Annotated in this window: 17 protein-coding genes; 8 read left to right on the plus strand and 9 right to left on the minus strand. The window is 72.9% G+C overall.

Annotation, left to right across the window (positions count from 1 at the left end):
* Nucleotides 1-306 precede the first annotated feature (306 nt).
* Together OP86_RS12590 and OP86_RS12595 are read right to left on the minus strand one after the other, a co-directional pair.
* On the minus strand, nucleotides 307-996 hold the full coding sequence (locus tag OP86_RS12590) for a dienelactone hydrolase family protein (RefSeq protein WP_051830019.1): 690 nt from the start codon (nucleotides 994-996) through the stop codon (nucleotides 307-309).
* A 324-nt stretch (nucleotides 997-1,320) separates the two neighbouring features.
* Nucleotides 1,321-2,403 carry an aminoglycoside phosphotransferase family protein gene (locus OP86_RS12595; protein ID WP_078588844.1) on the minus strand — a complete coding sequence of 361 codons (1,083 nt, stop codon included), beginning with the start codon at nucleotides 2,401-2,403 and terminating at the stop codon, nucleotides 1,321-1,323.
* A gap of 298 nt (nucleotides 2,404-2,701) precedes the next feature.
* Between OP86_RS12595 and OP86_RS12600 the strand changes: the two genes are divergently transcribed.
* Nucleotides 2,702-4,204: a PQQ-binding-like beta-propeller repeat protein gene (locus tag OP86_RS12600; RefSeq protein WP_030055328.1), complete on the plus strand. Its 1,503-nt coding sequence runs from the start codon at nucleotides 2,702-2,704 to the stop codon at nucleotides 4,202-4,204.
* A 72-nt stretch (nucleotides 4,205-4,276) separates the two neighbouring features.
* Here OP86_RS12600 and OP86_RS12605 read toward each other — a convergent pair whose 3' ends face one another.
* A complete protein-coding gene (locus OP86_RS12605) occupies nucleotides 4,277-4,795 on the minus strand; it encodes a GNAT family N-acetyltransferase (protein WP_051830020.1) in 519 nt (172 codons plus the stop codon).
* A gap of 167 nt (nucleotides 4,796-4,962) precedes the next feature.
* Here OP86_RS12605 and OP86_RS12610 point away from each other — a divergent pair, with 167 nt between their 5' ends.
* On the plus strand, nucleotides 4,963-5,772 hold the full coding sequence (locus OP86_RS12610) for an alpha/beta fold hydrolase (RefSeq protein ID WP_030055326.1): 810 nt from the start codon (nucleotides 4,963-4,965) through the stop codon (nucleotides 5,770-5,772).
* A gap of 14 nt (nucleotides 5,773-5,786) precedes the next feature.
* Here OP86_RS12610 and OP86_RS12615 read toward each other — a convergent pair whose 3' ends face one another.
* On the minus strand, nucleotides 5,787-6,776 hold the full coding sequence (locus OP86_RS12615) for an ArsR/SmtB family transcription factor (protein ID WP_030055325.1): 990 nt from the start codon (nucleotides 6,774-6,776) through the stop codon (nucleotides 5,787-5,789).
* 232 nt (nucleotides 6,777-7,008) lie between these two features.
* Here OP86_RS12615 and OP86_RS12620 point away from each other — a divergent pair, with 232 nt between their 5' ends.
* Nucleotides 7,009-8,397 carry an alpha/beta hydrolase gene (locus OP86_RS12620; RefSeq protein ID WP_030055324.1) on the plus strand — a complete coding sequence of 463 codons (1,389 nt, stop codon included), beginning with the start codon at nucleotides 7,009-7,011 and terminating at the stop codon, nucleotides 8,395-8,397.
* 106 nt (nucleotides 8,398-8,503) lie between these two features.
* Here the strand turns inward: OP86_RS12620 and OP86_RS33540 are convergent, their stop codons facing one another.
* Nucleotides 8,504-9,070, minus strand: coding sequence for a hypothetical protein (locus tag OP86_RS33540; RefSeq protein ID WP_157849730.1), 567 nt, complete (start codon nucleotides 9,068-9,070; stop codon nucleotides 8,504-8,506).
* A complete protein-coding gene (locus OP86_RS12630; RefSeq protein WP_030258007.1) occupies nucleotides 9,058-10,203 on the minus strand; it encodes a serine hydrolase domain-containing protein in 1,146 nt (381 codons plus the stop codon). Before OP86_RS12630 ends, OP86_RS33540 begins: the two co-directional genes overlap by 13 nt.
* A 134-nt stretch (nucleotides 10,204-10,337) precedes the next feature.
* On the opposite strand from OP86_RS12630, the gene OP86_RS12635 reads away from it, so the two are divergent.
* Nucleotides 10,338-10,904: a DUF3885 domain-containing protein gene (locus OP86_RS12635; protein WP_030258010.1), complete on the plus strand. Its 567-nt coding sequence runs from the start codon at nucleotides 10,338-10,340 to the stop codon at nucleotides 10,902-10,904.
* Between the two features lie 7 nt (nucleotides 10,905-10,911).
* Here the strand turns inward: OP86_RS12635 and OP86_RS12640 are convergent, their stop codons facing one another.
* From OP86_RS12640 to OP86_RS12650, 3 genes are all read right to left on the minus strand, one after another.
* On the minus strand, nucleotides 10,912-11,397 hold the full coding sequence (locus OP86_RS12640; RefSeq protein ID WP_157849731.1) for a hypothetical protein: 486 nt from the start codon (nucleotides 11,395-11,397) through the stop codon (nucleotides 10,912-10,914).
* Between the two features lie 149 nt (nucleotides 11,398-11,546).
* Nucleotides 11,547-11,780 carry a DUF397 domain-containing protein gene (locus tag OP86_RS12645; RefSeq protein WP_051830022.1) on the minus strand — a complete coding sequence of 78 codons (234 nt, stop codon included), beginning with the start codon at nucleotides 11,778-11,780 and terminating at the stop codon, nucleotides 11,547-11,549.
* On the minus strand, nucleotides 11,777-12,637 hold the full coding sequence (locus OP86_RS12650; protein WP_030055319.1) for a helix-turn-helix domain-containing protein: 861 nt from the start codon (nucleotides 12,635-12,637) through the stop codon (nucleotides 11,777-11,779). The genes OP86_RS12645 and OP86_RS12650 overlap by 4 nt, the downstream gene beginning before the upstream one ends.
* A 170-nt stretch (nucleotides 12,638-12,807) precedes the next feature.
* Between OP86_RS12650 and OP86_RS12655 the strand changes: the two genes are divergently transcribed.
* The 4 genes from OP86_RS12655 to OP86_RS12670 all read left to right on the plus strand — a co-directional run bounded on the left by OP86_RS12655 (nucleotide 12,808) and on the right by OP86_RS12670 (nucleotide 15,775).
* Nucleotides 12,808-13,254, plus strand: a complete 447-nt coding sequence (locus tag OP86_RS12655) for an ATP-binding protein (protein ID WP_051830023.1) — start codon at nucleotides 12,808-12,810, stop codon at nucleotides 13,252-13,254.
* A complete protein-coding gene (locus OP86_RS12660; protein WP_030055317.1) occupies nucleotides 13,251-13,445 on the plus strand; it encodes a hypothetical protein in 195 nt (64 codons plus the stop codon). Before OP86_RS12655 ends, OP86_RS12660 begins: the two co-directional genes overlap by 4 nt.
* Nucleotides 13,446-13,458: 13 nt before the next feature.
* Nucleotides 13,459-14,190 carry a hypothetical protein gene (locus OP86_RS12665; protein ID WP_030055316.1) on the plus strand — a complete coding sequence of 244 codons (732 nt, stop codon included), beginning with the start codon at nucleotides 13,459-13,461 and terminating at the stop codon, nucleotides 14,188-14,190.
* Between the two features lie 211 nt (nucleotides 14,191-14,401).
* The gene (locus OP86_RS12670) at nucleotides 14,402-15,775 is read left to right on the plus strand and encodes a pyridoxal-phosphate dependent enzyme (protein ID WP_030055315.1); all 1,374 of its coding nucleotides are present in this window, start codon (nucleotides 14,402-14,404) and stop codon (nucleotides 15,773-15,775) included.
* Nucleotides 15,776-15,780: the final 5 nt, after the last annotated feature.

The raw sequence follows: 15,780 nt of genomic DNA on the forward strand, positions 1-15,780 counted from the left end.
ACTAGATCGCTCGTCGGCAGCGTCAGATGTGTATAAGAGACAGGGTTTGGTCCGGTCGGCCGGGTGGAGGGACGGGCGGCCAGGAGCCGGTGCTTCGGCCGGTGGTGGGTGGGCTTGCGAGCGGTGAGGGGGGTGGGCGTCATGGTGGGGCCTCCTTCTTCGGCGGCCCGGGTGGCTGCCGTTCGGTGGTCCCAAGGGTGGTGCTTCGGGGCCCGGTCGCACATGTGCCGATCGGCAGGAAATCCTGCGGAAATGCGGCGGGCCTCCCCTGCCGATCGGCAGGGGAGGCCCGTGAGCCGGCGTCCGCTACGCGCGGACCGGGAGCCGGGTGCAGACCGCGCCCGTCGCGAGCGGGGCGGGTTCGGCGCCCAGGGCGGCGAGGGTGAAGGCGGTGGTGAGCGCGCTGATGTCGCGGGCCTCGCGGAGCAGGTAGTGGTTGGCGCCCGGGGCCTCGTAGCGTGCGAGGTCCGGGACGACCTCGCGGGCGCGCAGCGCGTACTCCAGGGACTGGGTGGCGTTGGCCGCGCTGTGGTCGCCGGTGCCGTGGACGATCAGGACCCGCCGCCCGGCCAGCTGGTCGACCGCGTCGCCGCTGGGCAGCCAGGGGGCGATCCCGGCGACGCCGACGACGGACGGGTGCCCGGCGCACCAGAAGGCGGCGCGCCCGCCGAGCGAGTTGCCGATCAGGACCACCGGTGCGCCTTCGTACCGGCGGGCGAGTTCGTCGAGCGCCCAGCGGGTGTCGACGGCGGTGTCGGCGTCCGCGCCGTTCCAGCCGCTGTAGCGGTAGCGCAGCAGGTGCACGGCGATGTTGTGCGGCCGGCCGCGGTCGGTGAGTTCGACGGACAGGTCCCGCAGGCCCCGTTCGGCGACCTTCAGCGGTCCGCTTCGACTTCGGATGAACCCGCCCGGCAGCAGCAGGGCGACGCCGTTGACCGGCCCGTCCCCCGGTCGAGGGGTCAACTCTGCGGTGCGCGGACGCTGCGCTCGGAACACGCGAAATCCTCCCTGATGTGTACGGGCGGATTCTACGGTTCCGCTGGCGGGTCGCGGTGCGCCGGCAGGGACCCGGCCGATCACGGCCACGGGAGCCCCGGCGAGGCATGGTGTGCGGGTGGTGGCGGAGACGTGAGGAGCGGCGGACCCATGCACTGCAGAACGAGCCGGCCCGGTGTGTGCGTACTGTCGGGCGGGGAGGCTCACCCGGTCGGGTGAGCCGGGGGCGGTGAGCTGTCGGGCGCTGTCAGGCGGTGTCGGGGCAAGGGGTGTTCCGTTGCCAATTCGACGGTGTGGCGCGGTGGTTAGGGTGCGCGAGCGGGGTCAGGAGGCGGCCAGGACGCGCTCCAGCGCGGCCCGGCCGGCCGGGCCCCAGGTGGGCTGCCCGCCGGGCAGGCCGCGCTCCGCGGCCAGGCCGACCGAGATCAGCGAGAGGGCCCACAGCAGCGCCCGGCCGCGGGCCCGGCGGCCGGTCGGCCGGTCGACGGGGCCGTACGCGTCGAAGAGGTGGGCCGCCGAACCGGCCGGCAGGAGGAGCCAGGCGGCGGCCAGGTCGGTGGCCGGGTCGCCGGTGGAGAGGTCGCCGAAGTCGAGCACCCCGGAGAGGGTGCCGTCGGTGACGACGACGTTCGCGGGGTGGAGGTCGCCGTGCAGCCAGAGCGGCGGGCCCTGGTAGTGGGGGGCGGTGCTCGCGTCCGCCCAGATCGCCCGGACCGACGGTGTGTTGGCGGCGAGGCCGGTCGGTTCGAGGATCCGGATCCGGCGCTCGAACTGCTCCTGGAGTTCGGCGAGCGGTTCGCCGCGGGTGCCGGCGGGCGCGTCGGCCGGGGCGGGGCGGTGCAGGGACCGGAGGAAGCCGGCCAGGACGCCCGCGGCGTGCGCCGGGCGGGTGATGGCGGCGCGGTCGCTCGGCTCGCCCGGGACCCAGGCGGTGACGGACCACGGGCGCGGGAAGCGGTCGGACGGCGCACCCGCCCGGAGGGGGCGCGAGACCGGCAGCGGGAGCCCCGGGGCGAGCCGGGGGAGCCACTGCAACTCCTTGCGCAGCAGCTCCGACGCGCGCTCGGTGCACGGCACGCGGACGGCGAACTCGTCGCCGAGCCGCCAGAGTTGGTTGTCCCAGCCGCCGGCGACCGGGCGCAGCGGGAGGGCGGCGAGGTCCGGGTGCTGCTCCTGGAGGAGGGCGCGGACGGTCGGGGCGTCGAGGGTGGTCCGGGTGGGGGCGGGCTCCGGCTCGGCGTCGGGAGAAGCCTCGGGAGAAGCCTCGGGAGGAACCTCGGGAGGAACCTCGGGAGCTGCCTCGGGAGCTGCCTCGGGAGCTGCCTCGGGAGGGGCGTCGGGCGCGTCGGGTGCGGCGGTGTCGGTGGGGCGGGGTGCGCCGGCGTCGTGGTGGGCAGGGCGGCTCATCGCTGACTCCCCTCGGCTGCGGAGCGCGACAGTCTAGCCGTGGGCGGGGTGTGAAGGTGATGTCGGCCCGAAGGAGGGTGAGGGGCCAAGATTGGCCCGTGCTGCCCCGAGGAGCAAGCTCCGGCGCCGGGCCTGCCCGAGTGGGGATTCGTGCCGATCACCCCGTCATGGGCCTCTCATGTGCAGGTGATGGCCGGGGTTTTCCCTGCTCTTTGTTTCGGATCATGGCAGGCTCTGCAACGATCCGAAGATCGTCGCCTCGTTGCGGTGGGCGGCGCGTCGCAGGGGAGAGACGGGCATGGCCGGTGGGCCCGAGGACGGTGTCGTCCGGGCGGGGTGGAGGGCCAGGTTCGCCTGGGACAAGGAGACCTGGATGGTGGTCTCCGGCGGGGTGCTGGGGGCCATGTTCGTCAGCATGGGGCTGGCGGTGCTGTTCGGGCCGGCGAACGGGTTCGGCGGGGACAGCCTCGCGTTCATGGGCATCATCAGCATCCTCGGGCTGATGCCGTGCGGCGCGGGCTTCGTCTGGGCGCTGATCCACCCCCGCGTCGGCTTTCCGTCGGCCGCCGTGGGGGCGCTGCTCGGGCTGGGGATCTTCGTCTGCTTCGCCGGGGACGGCGTCAACAACACCTGGACGGCGCCGCTGGACCGGCCGTCCACGACCCGGGCACTGGGCAGCTGGACGTCCGGGGGCCTGGTCGTCAGGGTCCGGCCCGACCTGGTGGTGGCCTACCGGAGCGCCACCGGCGCCGTCGTGTGGCGGTGGACGCCGCCCGGGGAGGACTCGGTGTGCGCGATGAGCCGGGGGACCGGGCAGGGCGACACCGGCGGCCTCGGGCTGATCGGCCACTCGCCGCACGACAAGCCGTGCGCGGCGGTGACCGCACTCGGCCTCAGCGACGGCAGGGAGGGCTGGACCGCGGCCGTCGACGCGCCGGCCCGCGACGGGGACTCGGCGGCGCCGGACGTGGTCGCCGTCGCCGGGCCGCAGGCCGTCCTGCAGGAGAAGGGCGGCTGGCGGGCGGTTCGCCTGACGGACGGCGTGGACGTGTGGCGCGGCACGGCCGACCCCGGCTGCGCCCCGCTGCAGGTCACGGGCGGGGCGCAGGACGTGGTGACGGTCGCGCAGTGCGGCGCGGCGGCGCCCGTGCTGCGGTCGCTGGCGGCCGTCGACGGGCGGGAGCGGTCGCGGATCGTCCTGCCCGCGGCCGGCGGGCTGAAGAACCTCGCGGTGGTGTCGGTCGACCCGCTCGCCGTGTGGGTCGACGCCCAGAGCGAGCGCGGGACGCACGCGGTGCTCAGCTACGACCGGGACGGGCGGCAGCGGGCGTCGATCCCGGTCTCCGGGGACGAGTACGACCTGGACGTGATGCTGGGCGGGCTGCACGCCTTCGACGAGTTCGACGCCCGGCCGCTGTTCGGCGGGGTGATCGTCGGCGACCTGTTCATCGTGCCGGGCGAGAAGCCCGGCGACGTCACCATCAGCGGCGGCAAGCACCCGGGCCGCAGCGCGACCGGCCGCCTCGTGGCGTACTCGCTCGCCGACGGCGGGCAGCGGTGGACGGCGGGGCTGGACGACCAGGTGACCGGCCTGGTGGTGGACGGCACCTCGGTGTGGGCGATGACGCGCGGCCGGATCGCCCGGGTGGACGCGGCGACCGGGCGGCGCAGTGCGGAGCTGGACGTGAACGGCACGTCCTCGCTGTATCCGGTGGACCTGTCGGTCGCGGGGCCGGAGCGGTTCACGGTGGTCGCGGAGGACGGGACGCGGGACGAGCCGCCGGTGCGCGGGATGGGCTGAGGGCCCCTCGGGGGGGCCCTCAGCGGGTCGTCGCCAGGCTCCTCCGTGGGCCCTCGACACGGTGGGTGCCGGTCAGGCCCGGAAGTCCGGGTAGCCCAGGATGAGGACCTTCTCGGCCGGTTTCCGGACGTACGGGATCACCTTCCCGGTGTCCTCGAAGCCCAGCCGCCGGTAGAAGGCCAGCGCCCGCCCGTTGCTCTCGTTGACGCCGAGGGTCAGCCACCGTGCGTCGGTGTGGTCCCGCGCGTGGCGGATGGTCGCGTGCACGAGGTCCGCGGCGGGGCCGGCGGCGCCGCGGTGGGCCGGGGCGACGTAGACGGAGCGCACGCACACGGTGTCGGGCACGTCGGGGACGGGTTCGACGCCGGCCATCCCCACCCAGTTCCCGGCCTCGTCACGGACCGTGAGGGTGGCGCAGCCTCCGGCGGTGGCCTCGGCGGCGGCCTGCTGCTGCCAGTAGCCGTCGGGGCGGGCGGCCGTGTCGGCGTAGGAGAGGTTGAAGGCGCCGGGGGAGTCCCGCAGCGCCTCCAGGGTGATATCGCGGAGTTCCCGCCATTCCTCGGCGGCGATCCGGCGTACGACGTAGTGCATGCGCCGAGCCTGGCACGGCCGTGGCGCGGCGGGATCACGCGTGGGGATGATCTTCGTCCCGGGCCTCCCCGGTACGGGGGAGGAGTGCTCCCACCGGCGGGATCTGAGCCTTCCGGGCGGTTGTGTCAGGCTGGTGGGGGAGCACCGCCGAGATCGGGAGGCTCGTGATGGCCGAGATCAGCGTGAACGGGGTGGCGCTGCACTACGAGGCCCGCGGGGAGGGCCCCGGTGTCGTCCTGGTGCACGGTTCGTGGAGCGACGGGGACTCCTGGGCACGGGTGATGCCGGGCCTGGCGGAGTCCGCCACCGTCGTCGCCTACGACCGCCGGGGACACAGCCGCAGCGAGGACCCGCTCACCCAGGGTTCGGTGTACGAGGACGCGGCCGACCTGGCCGGGCTGATCCACGAGCTCGGCCTCGGGCCGGCCTTCGTCTACGGCGACTCCTACGGCGCGCTGGTCACGCTCCGGCTCGCCGCCGCCCGCCCGGACCTGCTCCGGGGCATCGCCGTGCACGAGCCGCCGGGCACCGGCATCCTGCTCGCCGACCCGGACCTGCGCCCGATCGGCACCGCCTTCGCCGACCGGATCGCCGCCGTCCGCGAGCTGCTGGAGCAGGCCGAATCGGCCGCGGCCGCCGAACTGTACGTGGACAGCCTCGCCTTCGGGCCCGGCGCGTGGGAGCAGCTGCCCGCGCCGATCCGGCACACCTTCATCCGCAACGCGCCGACCTACCTCGACGAGCTGCGCGACCCGGACGCGCTCGACCTCGACCTCACCGGACTGGCCCGCTTCACCGAACCGGCCCTGCTGACGCAGAGTGACGACAGTGCGCCGATGTTCGGCGAGGTGCTCGACCTCATCGACCTCACCCTGCCGAAGGCGGAGCGGCACCTGTACGTCGGCGCCGGGCACGCCCCGCACCTGTCGCAGCCGGAGGAGTGGGTGCAGGTGGTCCTCCCGCGCGCGCTGGCCTGAGACCTGTTGAGGCGCTACCGGGTCGCCAGCAGCTCCTCCCCGCGCGGCGTCCGCCGGTACAGCACCTCCCGCCCGCTGCGCATCCGGCTGACCAGGCCCGAGCGGTGCAGCACGCCCAGGTGGTACGAGACCGTGCCCGCGCTCAGGAAGTGCCGGGCGGCCAGGTCGACGGTGGTCGTCGGGTCGACCAGCGCGGCGAGCAGGTCGGCCCTGGTCGGCCCGAGCAGCTGGGCCAGTGCCGGGGTGGGGGTCCGCGGGACGGTCGGCGGCTTGGCGACCGGGTACATCAGGGTCGGCGCCCGGTGGCAGCCGTCGACCGGGTCCAGGATGACGTGGATCGTCCGGCTCACCAGCGTCGGCATCAGCAGGACCATCCGGGCCGGCATCGCCACCTCGAAGCGGCTCTCCAGGCGGATCAGCCCGTCCGCCCAGGAGAGTTGCGGGGAGAGGGAGTTGAACAGCGAGCCGGTGCCGTACCGGGCCAGGAAGCGGCCCCGCTGGTCGATCTCGGCGTCCAGCACCGCCCGGGCGTCCGGCCAGTACGGCGCGAGCGCCGACTCCCAGTACCGGCCCAGCTCGTCGGCGATCCGCTCGGCGAAGTAGCGCGGGCCGCGGTCCATCGTGCGCAGCACCGTGTCCGGCACCTGACGGCCGACCAGGTTGGCCGCGGGCAGGCCGTGTCGGACGGTCTCCAGCTCCGCCCGCACCCGCTCCGGGTCGGTCCGGCGGACGGCCTCCAACTGTTCCGCCACCGTCGGGTCCGGCCCGGACGGGTGCGGGGAGAGGAAGTCCGGAATGTAGCCGCCCGGCTGCTCCAGCGCCAGGCCTGACAGCAGCTCCAGCTTCTCCCGGCGCAGCACCCGGCGGGTGCGGCCCACCCAGGCGTACGGGCCGGTGCGGGAGTTGAGCGAGAAGGCCATCAGGGTGTTGACCGCCTCATGCAGGGGTGAGACCACGAAGCGGGTGCGGGCGAGCCCGGTCGAGTCGATGCTGAGCCGGATCACGCCGTCCCCTCGCTGTCGGAGTATCGAACTGTCGGTCCGTCAGGTCATTGGATCGCCCGGACGGTTGGACTGAAGGGCCCGTCGGAAATCACCGGGTTCGGTCGTCTTCCGGCCCCCGAGGTTTCGACCCTGGTCGAATCCTGACACGAATGCTCGCGTTCGAGGTCACCCCGGATCAAGCTGATTCCCGTGACCGCGTCAGCACGGACGCGGCGCGACCGGAAGGACGAACATGACGAGCACGCGCAGCCGCCTCGCCGCCCTGCTGGGCGCCGTCGCGGTGGTCGCCGGCACCACCCTGGCCGCCCCCGCCGTCGCGGCGCCGGCCGAACCGGCCCGGCACGGCGGCGGAATCACCGGGCAGGCGCCCTGCCAGGGCGCGCCCGAATTCACCTGCGGGACCATCACCGTGCCGCTCGACCACAGCGGCGCCACCCCCGGCACCCTCCAGCTCGACGTGGCGATGACCGGGAACGCCGACGCCCCCAAGGGCGACCTGCTGTTCCTCACCGGCGGCCCCGGCCAGCCCGGCGTGCCGCTGATCCAGCGGATCGCGAGCAAGCTCACGCCCGTCCTCAAGGACTACCGCCTGGTCATGTTCGACCAGCGCGGCACCGGCGAGCGCGCTCTGCAGTGCCCCGGACTGCAGGAGGACATGGGCTCCTCCGACCTCGCCCCGCCCCGCAAGCAGTCCATCGCCGACTGCGCCGCCACCCTCGGCCCGAACGCCCGCTTCTACAGCACCGCGGACACCGTCGGCGACATGGACCTCCTGCGCCAGGCCCTCGGCGACCGCCGGCTCAGCATCGACGGCGTCTCCTACGGCACCTACGTCGCCGAGCGCTACGCCCTCGCCCACCCGGCGCACGTGGCCCGGCTGGTGCTCGACTCGGTGGTGCCGCAACAGGGCTTCGACCCGCTCGACCTGGGCGCGCTGCCCGCCACCGCCCGCGTCCTGCACACCGCCTGCCAGGCCACCGGCTGCACCACGGACCCGGCCGCCGACCTCGCCAGCACCGTCCGGACGTACGGCAACGGGGTGCAGATCCTGGACGCGCTCACCAGCTACGAGTTCGCCGACCCCAACTACGGCGGGGTGCCGGAGGCCCTGCACGAGGCCGCCGCCGGGCAGCCGGCCAAGCTCCAGGCGTTCATCGACGAGGTGCACAAGAACGACGCCGTACCGGCCGAATGGCTCAGCCAGGGCCTGCACGCCGCCACCCTGTGCGCCGACTCGCACTTCCCCTGGGGCACCACCGACACCCCGGTCGCGGGTCGGGCGGCGGCGCTGGAGCGCACCAGGCAGCGGCTGACCGCCGAGCAGACCTGGCCGTACGACGCGGCGACCGCGACCGGGATCGGCAGCCTGCTGGTCTGCCTGGACTGGCCGCGCGAGCAGGTGCCGCCGACGCCGCCTGTGCACCGCAAGCTGCCGAACGTGCCGGTGCTGCTGATCGGCGGCGACCGGGACCTGTCCACGCCGTACGAATGGCTGTACCAGGAGGCCGCGTTCGCGCACGATCCGCAGATCGTGATCGTCCCCGGGGCGGCGCACTCGGTGCAGACCCGGGCGGCGAACCCGGCCGGGCGGCAGGCGGTCTACGACTTCCTGTCGAAGTAGGCCGGCTGAAGCAGGCCGGCTGAAGCAGGCCGGTTCCTCCTGAAGTAGGCCGGGCCGGGCGGTGGGCCGTTCCCCACGGGGGTGGGAACGGCCCGCCGCCGTCTGCTCAGCCCTCGGCCGCGCCCCAGCCGTCGTCGGGGAGGGTGCGGTCCGGCTCGGGACAGTCGGGGTGGTCGTAGCCCCAGAGGCCGGTCTTGTGCAACAGCCAGTCGTCCAGGGGCGGTTCGTCGTGGCTGATCCGGTCGACGAGGACGAAGGCGACCCGCAGCTGCTCGGCCGGCGCCACCTCCAGGGTGCGCTGGCCGGGGATGTTCTCGTACGTCACCGTCTCCCAGGTGCAGCCGGCCGCGGTGAGCGCGGCGATCAGGGCGGACTCGGTGACGTGGGTGTCCAGCGTGTCCAGCTCCCCGTAGGGTTGCGGGAGTTCGAGCTCGCCGTGCCAGGTGGGCAGGGAGAACGACCGGAGCCGGCGGCAGCGGCAGAACACCGTGTGGGCGTCGCCCCAGCCGAAGGCGTGGGGCCAGCGCGACTCCTTGTGGACGCGGCCGCCGTCCCACGGATCGCCGTAGCGGGCCGCGAGTTCGGGCAGCGAGGCGTCGTAGCGCAGATCGCCGAAGCCGCCGGTGACGGCGAGCGCGGTCAGCTGGCCGAGGAAGTCCATCAGGACAGGCATGCGCGCACCGCGTCGATCAGGCGGTTGGCCCGGGCGTCGCCGTGGCCGATCATCCGGTTGGCGACGTAGGCGAAGCCGACGCCGAACTCGTCGTCACCGAAGGCGAACTGGCCGCCCGCGCCGTCGTTGCCGAAGCTGCGCCCGCCGAGCAGCCGGCGGAAGGCGGGGGAGTCGAGCAGCACGCCGGAGCCCCAGCGGGCACCCATGTCGAAGCCCAGGAAGCCCGCACCGGCGGAGACTTCGCGCACCGCGTCGGTCACCGTGTCGTGCGAGAGCAGGCGGGGCGAGCCGTCCAGGCCGGTGACCGCCGCCGCGTACAGGCCGGCCAGCCCGGTGGCGGAGGCGACGGCGCCCGCACCGGGCAGCTCGATCGCGTGCAGGGCCGGGTCGTTCCAGCCGTACGGCACGTCCAGGCCGGGGAAGACCAGCGCGCCGTTCATCGTCACGATCCGGGTCAGCAGGTGCTCCGGGCCCGGCATTTGGCGGCGCCCATCGGCCTCCACCAGCCGCGCCACGCACGGGAGTTCGCTCTCCGGCAGGCCGATCCAGACCGGCAGGCCGCCGAGCGGCTCGGCGATCTCCTTGCGCAGGAACGCGCCCGGGGTGAGGCCGGTGATCCGGCGGATCACCTCGCCGACCGCGAAGCCGAGCACATGGCCGTGGTACTCGTAGCTGGTGCCCGGCTCCCAGAGCGGCTGCTGGGCCTCGATCGCCCGGACCACCGGGGTCCAGGCGGCGATCTCCTCGAAGGAGAGCTCCGCGTCCAGGGCCGGGATGCCCGCGCGGTGGCCGAGGATCATCCGGGTGGTGATCTCCTGCTTGCCGTGGCGCGCGAACTCGGGCCAGTAGCGGGCGATCGGGGCGTCCAGGTCGAGCCGGCCCTGCTGGGCGAGCAGGTGGGCGGAGATGCTCACCGGGCCCTTGGCGCAGGAGAACACCGGGACGAGGGTGTCCTGCGTCCAGGCCCGGCCGGTGCGCTCGTCGGCGGTGCCGCCCCACAGCTCGACCACCTTGCGGCCGCCGGCGTAGACGGTGACGGCGGCGCCCAGTTCGGGGAACTCGGCGAAGTTGCGCGCGAAGACGTCGGCGACGGCGCCGAAGCGTTCGTCGGCCCAGCCCTGGTACTGCTGCATGGTGTGGTGCCCCGTTCTGGCCTCAAGATCGACCGAACCACGCTACGGGAGCGGGGCGGCCGTGACGAGCGGATTTCGCCACGTCGGGGCTGGTGGGGCAGGTGTGACAGACTCTGCGGCGATCGGGAGGGGGGATGACGGTGGACATGGCGGCGTTGACCGCGCTCTGGGAGCGGCGGTGGCCGGGCAGTGCGCCCGTCGGGCACGAGATCGACGCGCGCGGGGGTGACCGCTGGGTGCGCTTCCACAGCCTGCCGGAGTCCAAGCGCTACCCGGACGACGAGCACGAGTACGCGATCGTGCTGGAGCGGTACAACACCGTCCTGGACGAGCTGTTCGCCGGTCGGGAGGTGTACGTGATCACGCCGAGGTGGACGGACAGGGCGAGCGCCCCCCGCATGCGCCGCGACGCGAAGCACTGGCGTAGTTGGCTTGAGGAGGACGACCCCGAGGTGGGGTTCCGCAGCTACTGCCACGTCTTCGTGGAACGGCGGCAGTGGCGGCCGGGCTGCCTGGACCGGCTGCTGCGCCGGATCGCCGACGACGCGGAGTGCGGGGTGATCATCACCGACACCGGCATGCGGCGGCTCCACCACCCGTACGACGGCGGCGCGGACGTCTGCCTGACCACGACGGAGGAACGCGACCGGCTGAAGGAGCGGCACGCGGACTGGCTCTCGCGGTATCCGGGCGGGTGGTGACCAGCCGTCAACTCTTGGCCGGGGTGCGGTGCGACCATGCGGCGATGCCCAGCGCCGTCCCGATGCCGACGAAGGCAGCCGCTCCGACCGGGGCCACCCAGCCGGTGAGCGGGCCGCCGTCGGGGCTGCTGTCGAACGGGGCCACGATGGCGGTGAGCAGCCCGTACGGGATCAGCAGGGTGCCGGCCCAGGCGGGGGCGAGCAGCAGGCGCCGGGGCAGGCGTCGGGCCGGCGGGCGTCGGGCCAGGGTGAGGGCGAGCGCGAGGCCGATCAGCGCGAGGACGGCGGTGAAGTCGAGGCCGTGGCGCTCCAGCCAGACCAGGGCGGTGGGCGCGCCGTTGCGCGCGAACTCGTCCGCCATGTCGAAGCCGTCGGCCACGCCTGCCTGGCCACCCGCCGCCCAGTACGTCTTCAGCGCGATGTAGGGGAGCGCGAGGGCGGCCGCCAGGGGGACGGCGCTGCGGACGGTCTTCGGTGCCAACTGGGGTGTCATGCCTGCCCACTTCGGTGTCGTCGGTGTCTTCGACTCCACTCTGCGGGAGCGGGGAGGGTGCGGGCGTCCTGCGTGGGGACCGAGCGGCTCCCCCTCGCGGGGGAGCGGGAAGTCGGCAGGTCCGACTTCCCACTCCTCGCGGGGGGCTGTTATGCGGTGAAGCGGGGGTCGCGGGCTTCGATGGCCTGGACGAAGGCGGTCCATTCGGCCTGGTCGAAGGCGAGGTGGGGGCGGCCGGGGTCCTTGTCGTCGCCGACCCAGACGTCACCGTTGGGGAAGCGGGCGACGATCACACAGCTGCCGTTGTCGTCGGCAGAGAACGGGGACTTGGCCCACTCAGCGTCGGCGGGGTTGTGGTCATAGGGGTTGTGCTGGTTGCTCACGTTAGCTCTTCCAACTTGCGTTCAAGGGCAGCGATGGTGTCCTCGGGCGACAGCGCGTAGCGTTCAACGCGGGCGATGGCCCGCTCGGCTCGTCGTACGTCGCGGCCCGTTCTACGCGGGAGCATACCGCCGACCGCTTCGATGAAGACGAAGCCTCCTTCTGGCTCTCCAGGGAAGCGCATCAGCACCACACCTGACGCCAGAATTCCAGGCCGTCCGGCACTGAGTGGCACCATGCGAACGCTGACATTGGGGTACTGAGCGACCTTGATGACATGCCGGATTTGGTCGGCCAGAACTTGCCGATCCCCGGCCACCAGCAGGGCGACCTCTCCGAAGTACGCCTCGAAGTTGACCGGGTGGCTGTCGGTAAGTCTGCGCTGTCGACGAATCCGGACCTCTGTCGCCGCCTCAATCTGCTCGTCATTGGGCGCGCTGAGGCTGGCCGCGATCATCTCGGTTGCATAGCCCTCGGTCTGAAGCAAACCAGGGAACGCTGCAGGGAAGTACTCAGAGATGTGTGAGGCATCGGCTTCGAGGTCGAGGTACTCCGCGAAGGCTGCGGTGATGCTGTCAGCAAAGTCCAGTCCACGCCACCAACGCTTGGTAGGACGATCATTGAGCAGGACCTCGAAGTCCTCGCGCTCTTGCCCTTCGAGGCCGTAGTGATCCAGCAGCGTCTTCAAGTCAGCCGCACTGATCTGCTGGTGGGCGCGCTCGATTCTGCTGAGGCGGGCGGGGTTCCAACCCTTCAGGCTCGCTGTGGCATCGGCGAGGGTCTTGTTGTTGTCGAGCCTCCAGTTTCGCAGCTCGTCGCCGAGGCGGATCTGCCTGATCGCTGACAGGTCCTTGCTCAAGTGGCGCCCCTCCCTCTGAGTGTGGGTTCAGTCTCGCCATGATGCGCAGGTGACTCAACTCCTTTCAAGATCCACGGATTTGTTGTTCCATTCGGGTTGCAGGTTCGAATTGAGGTGAGTCACACTCAGCGTGACCGACCAAACACGCCACTGAAGGTGTGGGGTGACCCATGTCCACCATGCGTAACCCGGTTCTCCAGACCTGGGAGACCGTCCTCACCGAGCACTCGACCTCGGTCCGTACCGCCCGCCGCCTGATCCGCGACCAGCTGACCTCCTGGGGCTGGACCGGTGACCCCGTGGACGACCTCGTCCTCATCGCCTCCGAGCTCGTCACCAACGCCGTCGTCCACGCCTGCCAGGGCCACGGCGAGGTCCGCCTCTACCTCCAGGAGTTCGACGGCGACTGTCGCCTCGAAGTCTGGGATCCGCGCGGCGACCTCGAACTCCGCCGGCCCCGGCCGCGCCGCTTCACCGAGGGTGGCCGTGGCGTCGAGCTCGTCCGTCAGCTCGCCTTCGACTTCGGCGTCATCGCCCGTCGTGGCGCGGGCAAGCGGGTGTGGGCACGTGTCCTGCGCGACGGCCCGATCGACGGCCTGCCCCTGCCCGGGAGTTGAACCCCATCAAGCTCGCCCCCACGGCCGCGATCACCGCTGCCAGCCTCGCCCTCGCCTGCTTCGCCTCGGGGCTCGTCCCCGCGCGCGAGCCGGCCACCGCCGACGTCGTCTGGTGGACCACCCTGGCCGCCGCCCTGATGACCGGCATCACCCGCAACAACGGCAACGACCCCACCGACGACGACGATTGACCGAGGACGACCCATGGCCTCCCTGCACCCCGCCGCGATCGCCTTCCGTGACCCCGCCGCCCTCCTGGACCGCTGCGAGACCGGCGGCGTCCGACGCCTCTACTTCGAGCCCGGCTACGAGACCGGTGCCGTGCTGCCCGCCGACGACTGGTCCCCGCTCCCCGAGGACCACCCCGAGCGGTACGCGCCGAGCATCTTCACCAAGGACAGCGGCCTGATCGAGTTCTTCCGCCTCCCCGACACCGTCACCGATCGCCACTCCCTCGCCGCCCTGGTCGGCGAACTCGGCGACCCGCACCCCATCTCCCTCGGTGAGACCGACGACCCGCCCGGCGAGCCCGTCACCCACCGCCTCCCCGAGTCCGGGCTGCGCCCCGGCCTGCACATCGACAACCACGAGAACCTGCCGTACCCCGAACGCGAAACCTCCCGCCGGCGCCTCTGCGTCAACCTCGGCCCCGGCACCCGGTACCTGCTCCTCTCGACCAGCAACATCCTGTCGATCTGCCGTACCGTGCGCGACCGTTACGAGACCCACCACCCGCACACCTACGACCTCCAGAAGTTCCTCGACCTGCGAAAGCCGGTCAGCCTGCTGCGCATCCGCATCGAGCCCCGCGAGGGCTGGTTCGTGCCGACCGCCGTGCTCCCCTACGACGAGTCCACGGAGGGTGAGGAGTTGCCGTCCGCCACGGCCTCCTGGCTCGGGCACTGGGAGCGCGGCGTCTTCGGTCCGTTGATCTGACGATCGGTCACTCTCCGCACACGCCCGGTCGGCGGGGCGGGCGCGGGTCGCAGCGTTGCACACCTTGGAGCGCGGCTGAGTTGTGGGGCGTGCACGGGCAGCCGCGCGCCCCACGGGGCGTGTGATCTCAGCCCGTTTCGGCGGCGTCGGCGGCTATCGACGCCCGGGCCTGGGCAGGCTGGGGCGGACGACTAGCGAAGGGGGCCGCCAGATGGCCGCAGTTCACCAATCCGTTCTCGATGCGATCGGCGGGACGCCCCTGTTCCGCCTCGCCCGGCTCGGCGCGGACATTGCCGCGCCGATCTATGCCAAGGCGGAGTTCCTCAACATCGGCGGCAGCGTCAAGGACCGCGCCGCGCTCTCCATGGTGCTGGCCGCTGAGCGGGACGGGCTGCTGAAGCCCGGCGGGACGATCATCGAGGCGACCTCCGGGAACACCGGCATCGGGCTGACCATCGTCGGGCGGCAGCGCGGGTACCGGGTGATCGTCGGGGTGTCCGACAAGTCGTCGGCGGAGAAGTCCGACATCCTGCGGGCGTACGGCGCGGAGGTGGTGCTCGCGACGACCTCCGTGGCGCGGGAGGATCCGAGGCACCTGTTCAACGTGGTCACGCGGCTCACCGAGGAGATCCCGGGCGCCTGGCTGGCCAACCAGTACGACAACCTTGCCAACCCGGATGCCCATGTGCGGACCACCGGCCCCGAGATCTGGGCGCAGACCGGCGGGAAGATCACCCACTTCGTCGCGGGCGTCGGCACCGGCGGCACCGTCACCGGCACCGGTGGGTACCTGAAGGAGGCCTCCGGCGGCTCGGTGACCGTCATTGGCGCCGACCCCGAGTCCTCGATGTACGGGGGCGGCGACGGCAGCCCGTGGTTCGTCGAGAGCATCGGGCACTTCCTGCACCCCGAGACGGTGGAGGACCGCTGGCCGCAGGCCTACCGGTCGGAGGTGGTCGACGTCTTCGAGCGGATCCCGGACCGCGAGTCGTTGCTGGCCGCGCGCTGGTTGGCGCGGGAGGAGGGCATCCTGGCGGGCCCGTCCTCGGGTACGGCGGTGGCGGCGGCACTGCGGGTGGCGCGTGAGCTCGGGCCGGACGACCTGGTCGTGGTGCTGCTGCCGGACTCGGGGCGCTCCTACCTGTCCAAGGTGCACAGCGACGCGTGGATGCGGCAGTGGGGGTTTCTGGAGGAGGGGGACGGCCTGCGGGAACTGCTCGACGGCGCCGCTCCGCTGGTGGCAGTTGACGCCGGTGCGACCGTCGGCGAGGCGCTGGAGGCGCTGCGTACCGCGCCGGGCGGGGTGGCTCCGGTGGCGCTCGCCCGGGCGGCGCGGCCGTTCGGGGTGACGGCGACGGAGGTGGTCGGCTCGGTGGAGCGGGAGGTGCTGGCGGCGGCGCTCGCGGACGGATTCGCCAAGCCGGGCGACCCGCTGGGCGCGCTGCTCGGGCCGGCGCTGCCGACGGTGGGTGTCGGGCAGTCGCCGGCCGAGGCGCGGGCGGCGCTGGGGGAGGCGCGGCCCGGGGTGTCGGTGCTGGTGGACGGGCGCGTCGCCGGGGTGCTGCCGCGGGCGGCTCTGGTCTAGTCCTC

This window comes from Streptomyces novaecaesareae (genome assembly GCF_000716875.1).
Lineage (GTDB): Bacteria > Actinomycetota > Actinomycetes > Streptomycetales > Streptomycetaceae > Kitasatospora > Kitasatospora novaecaesareae.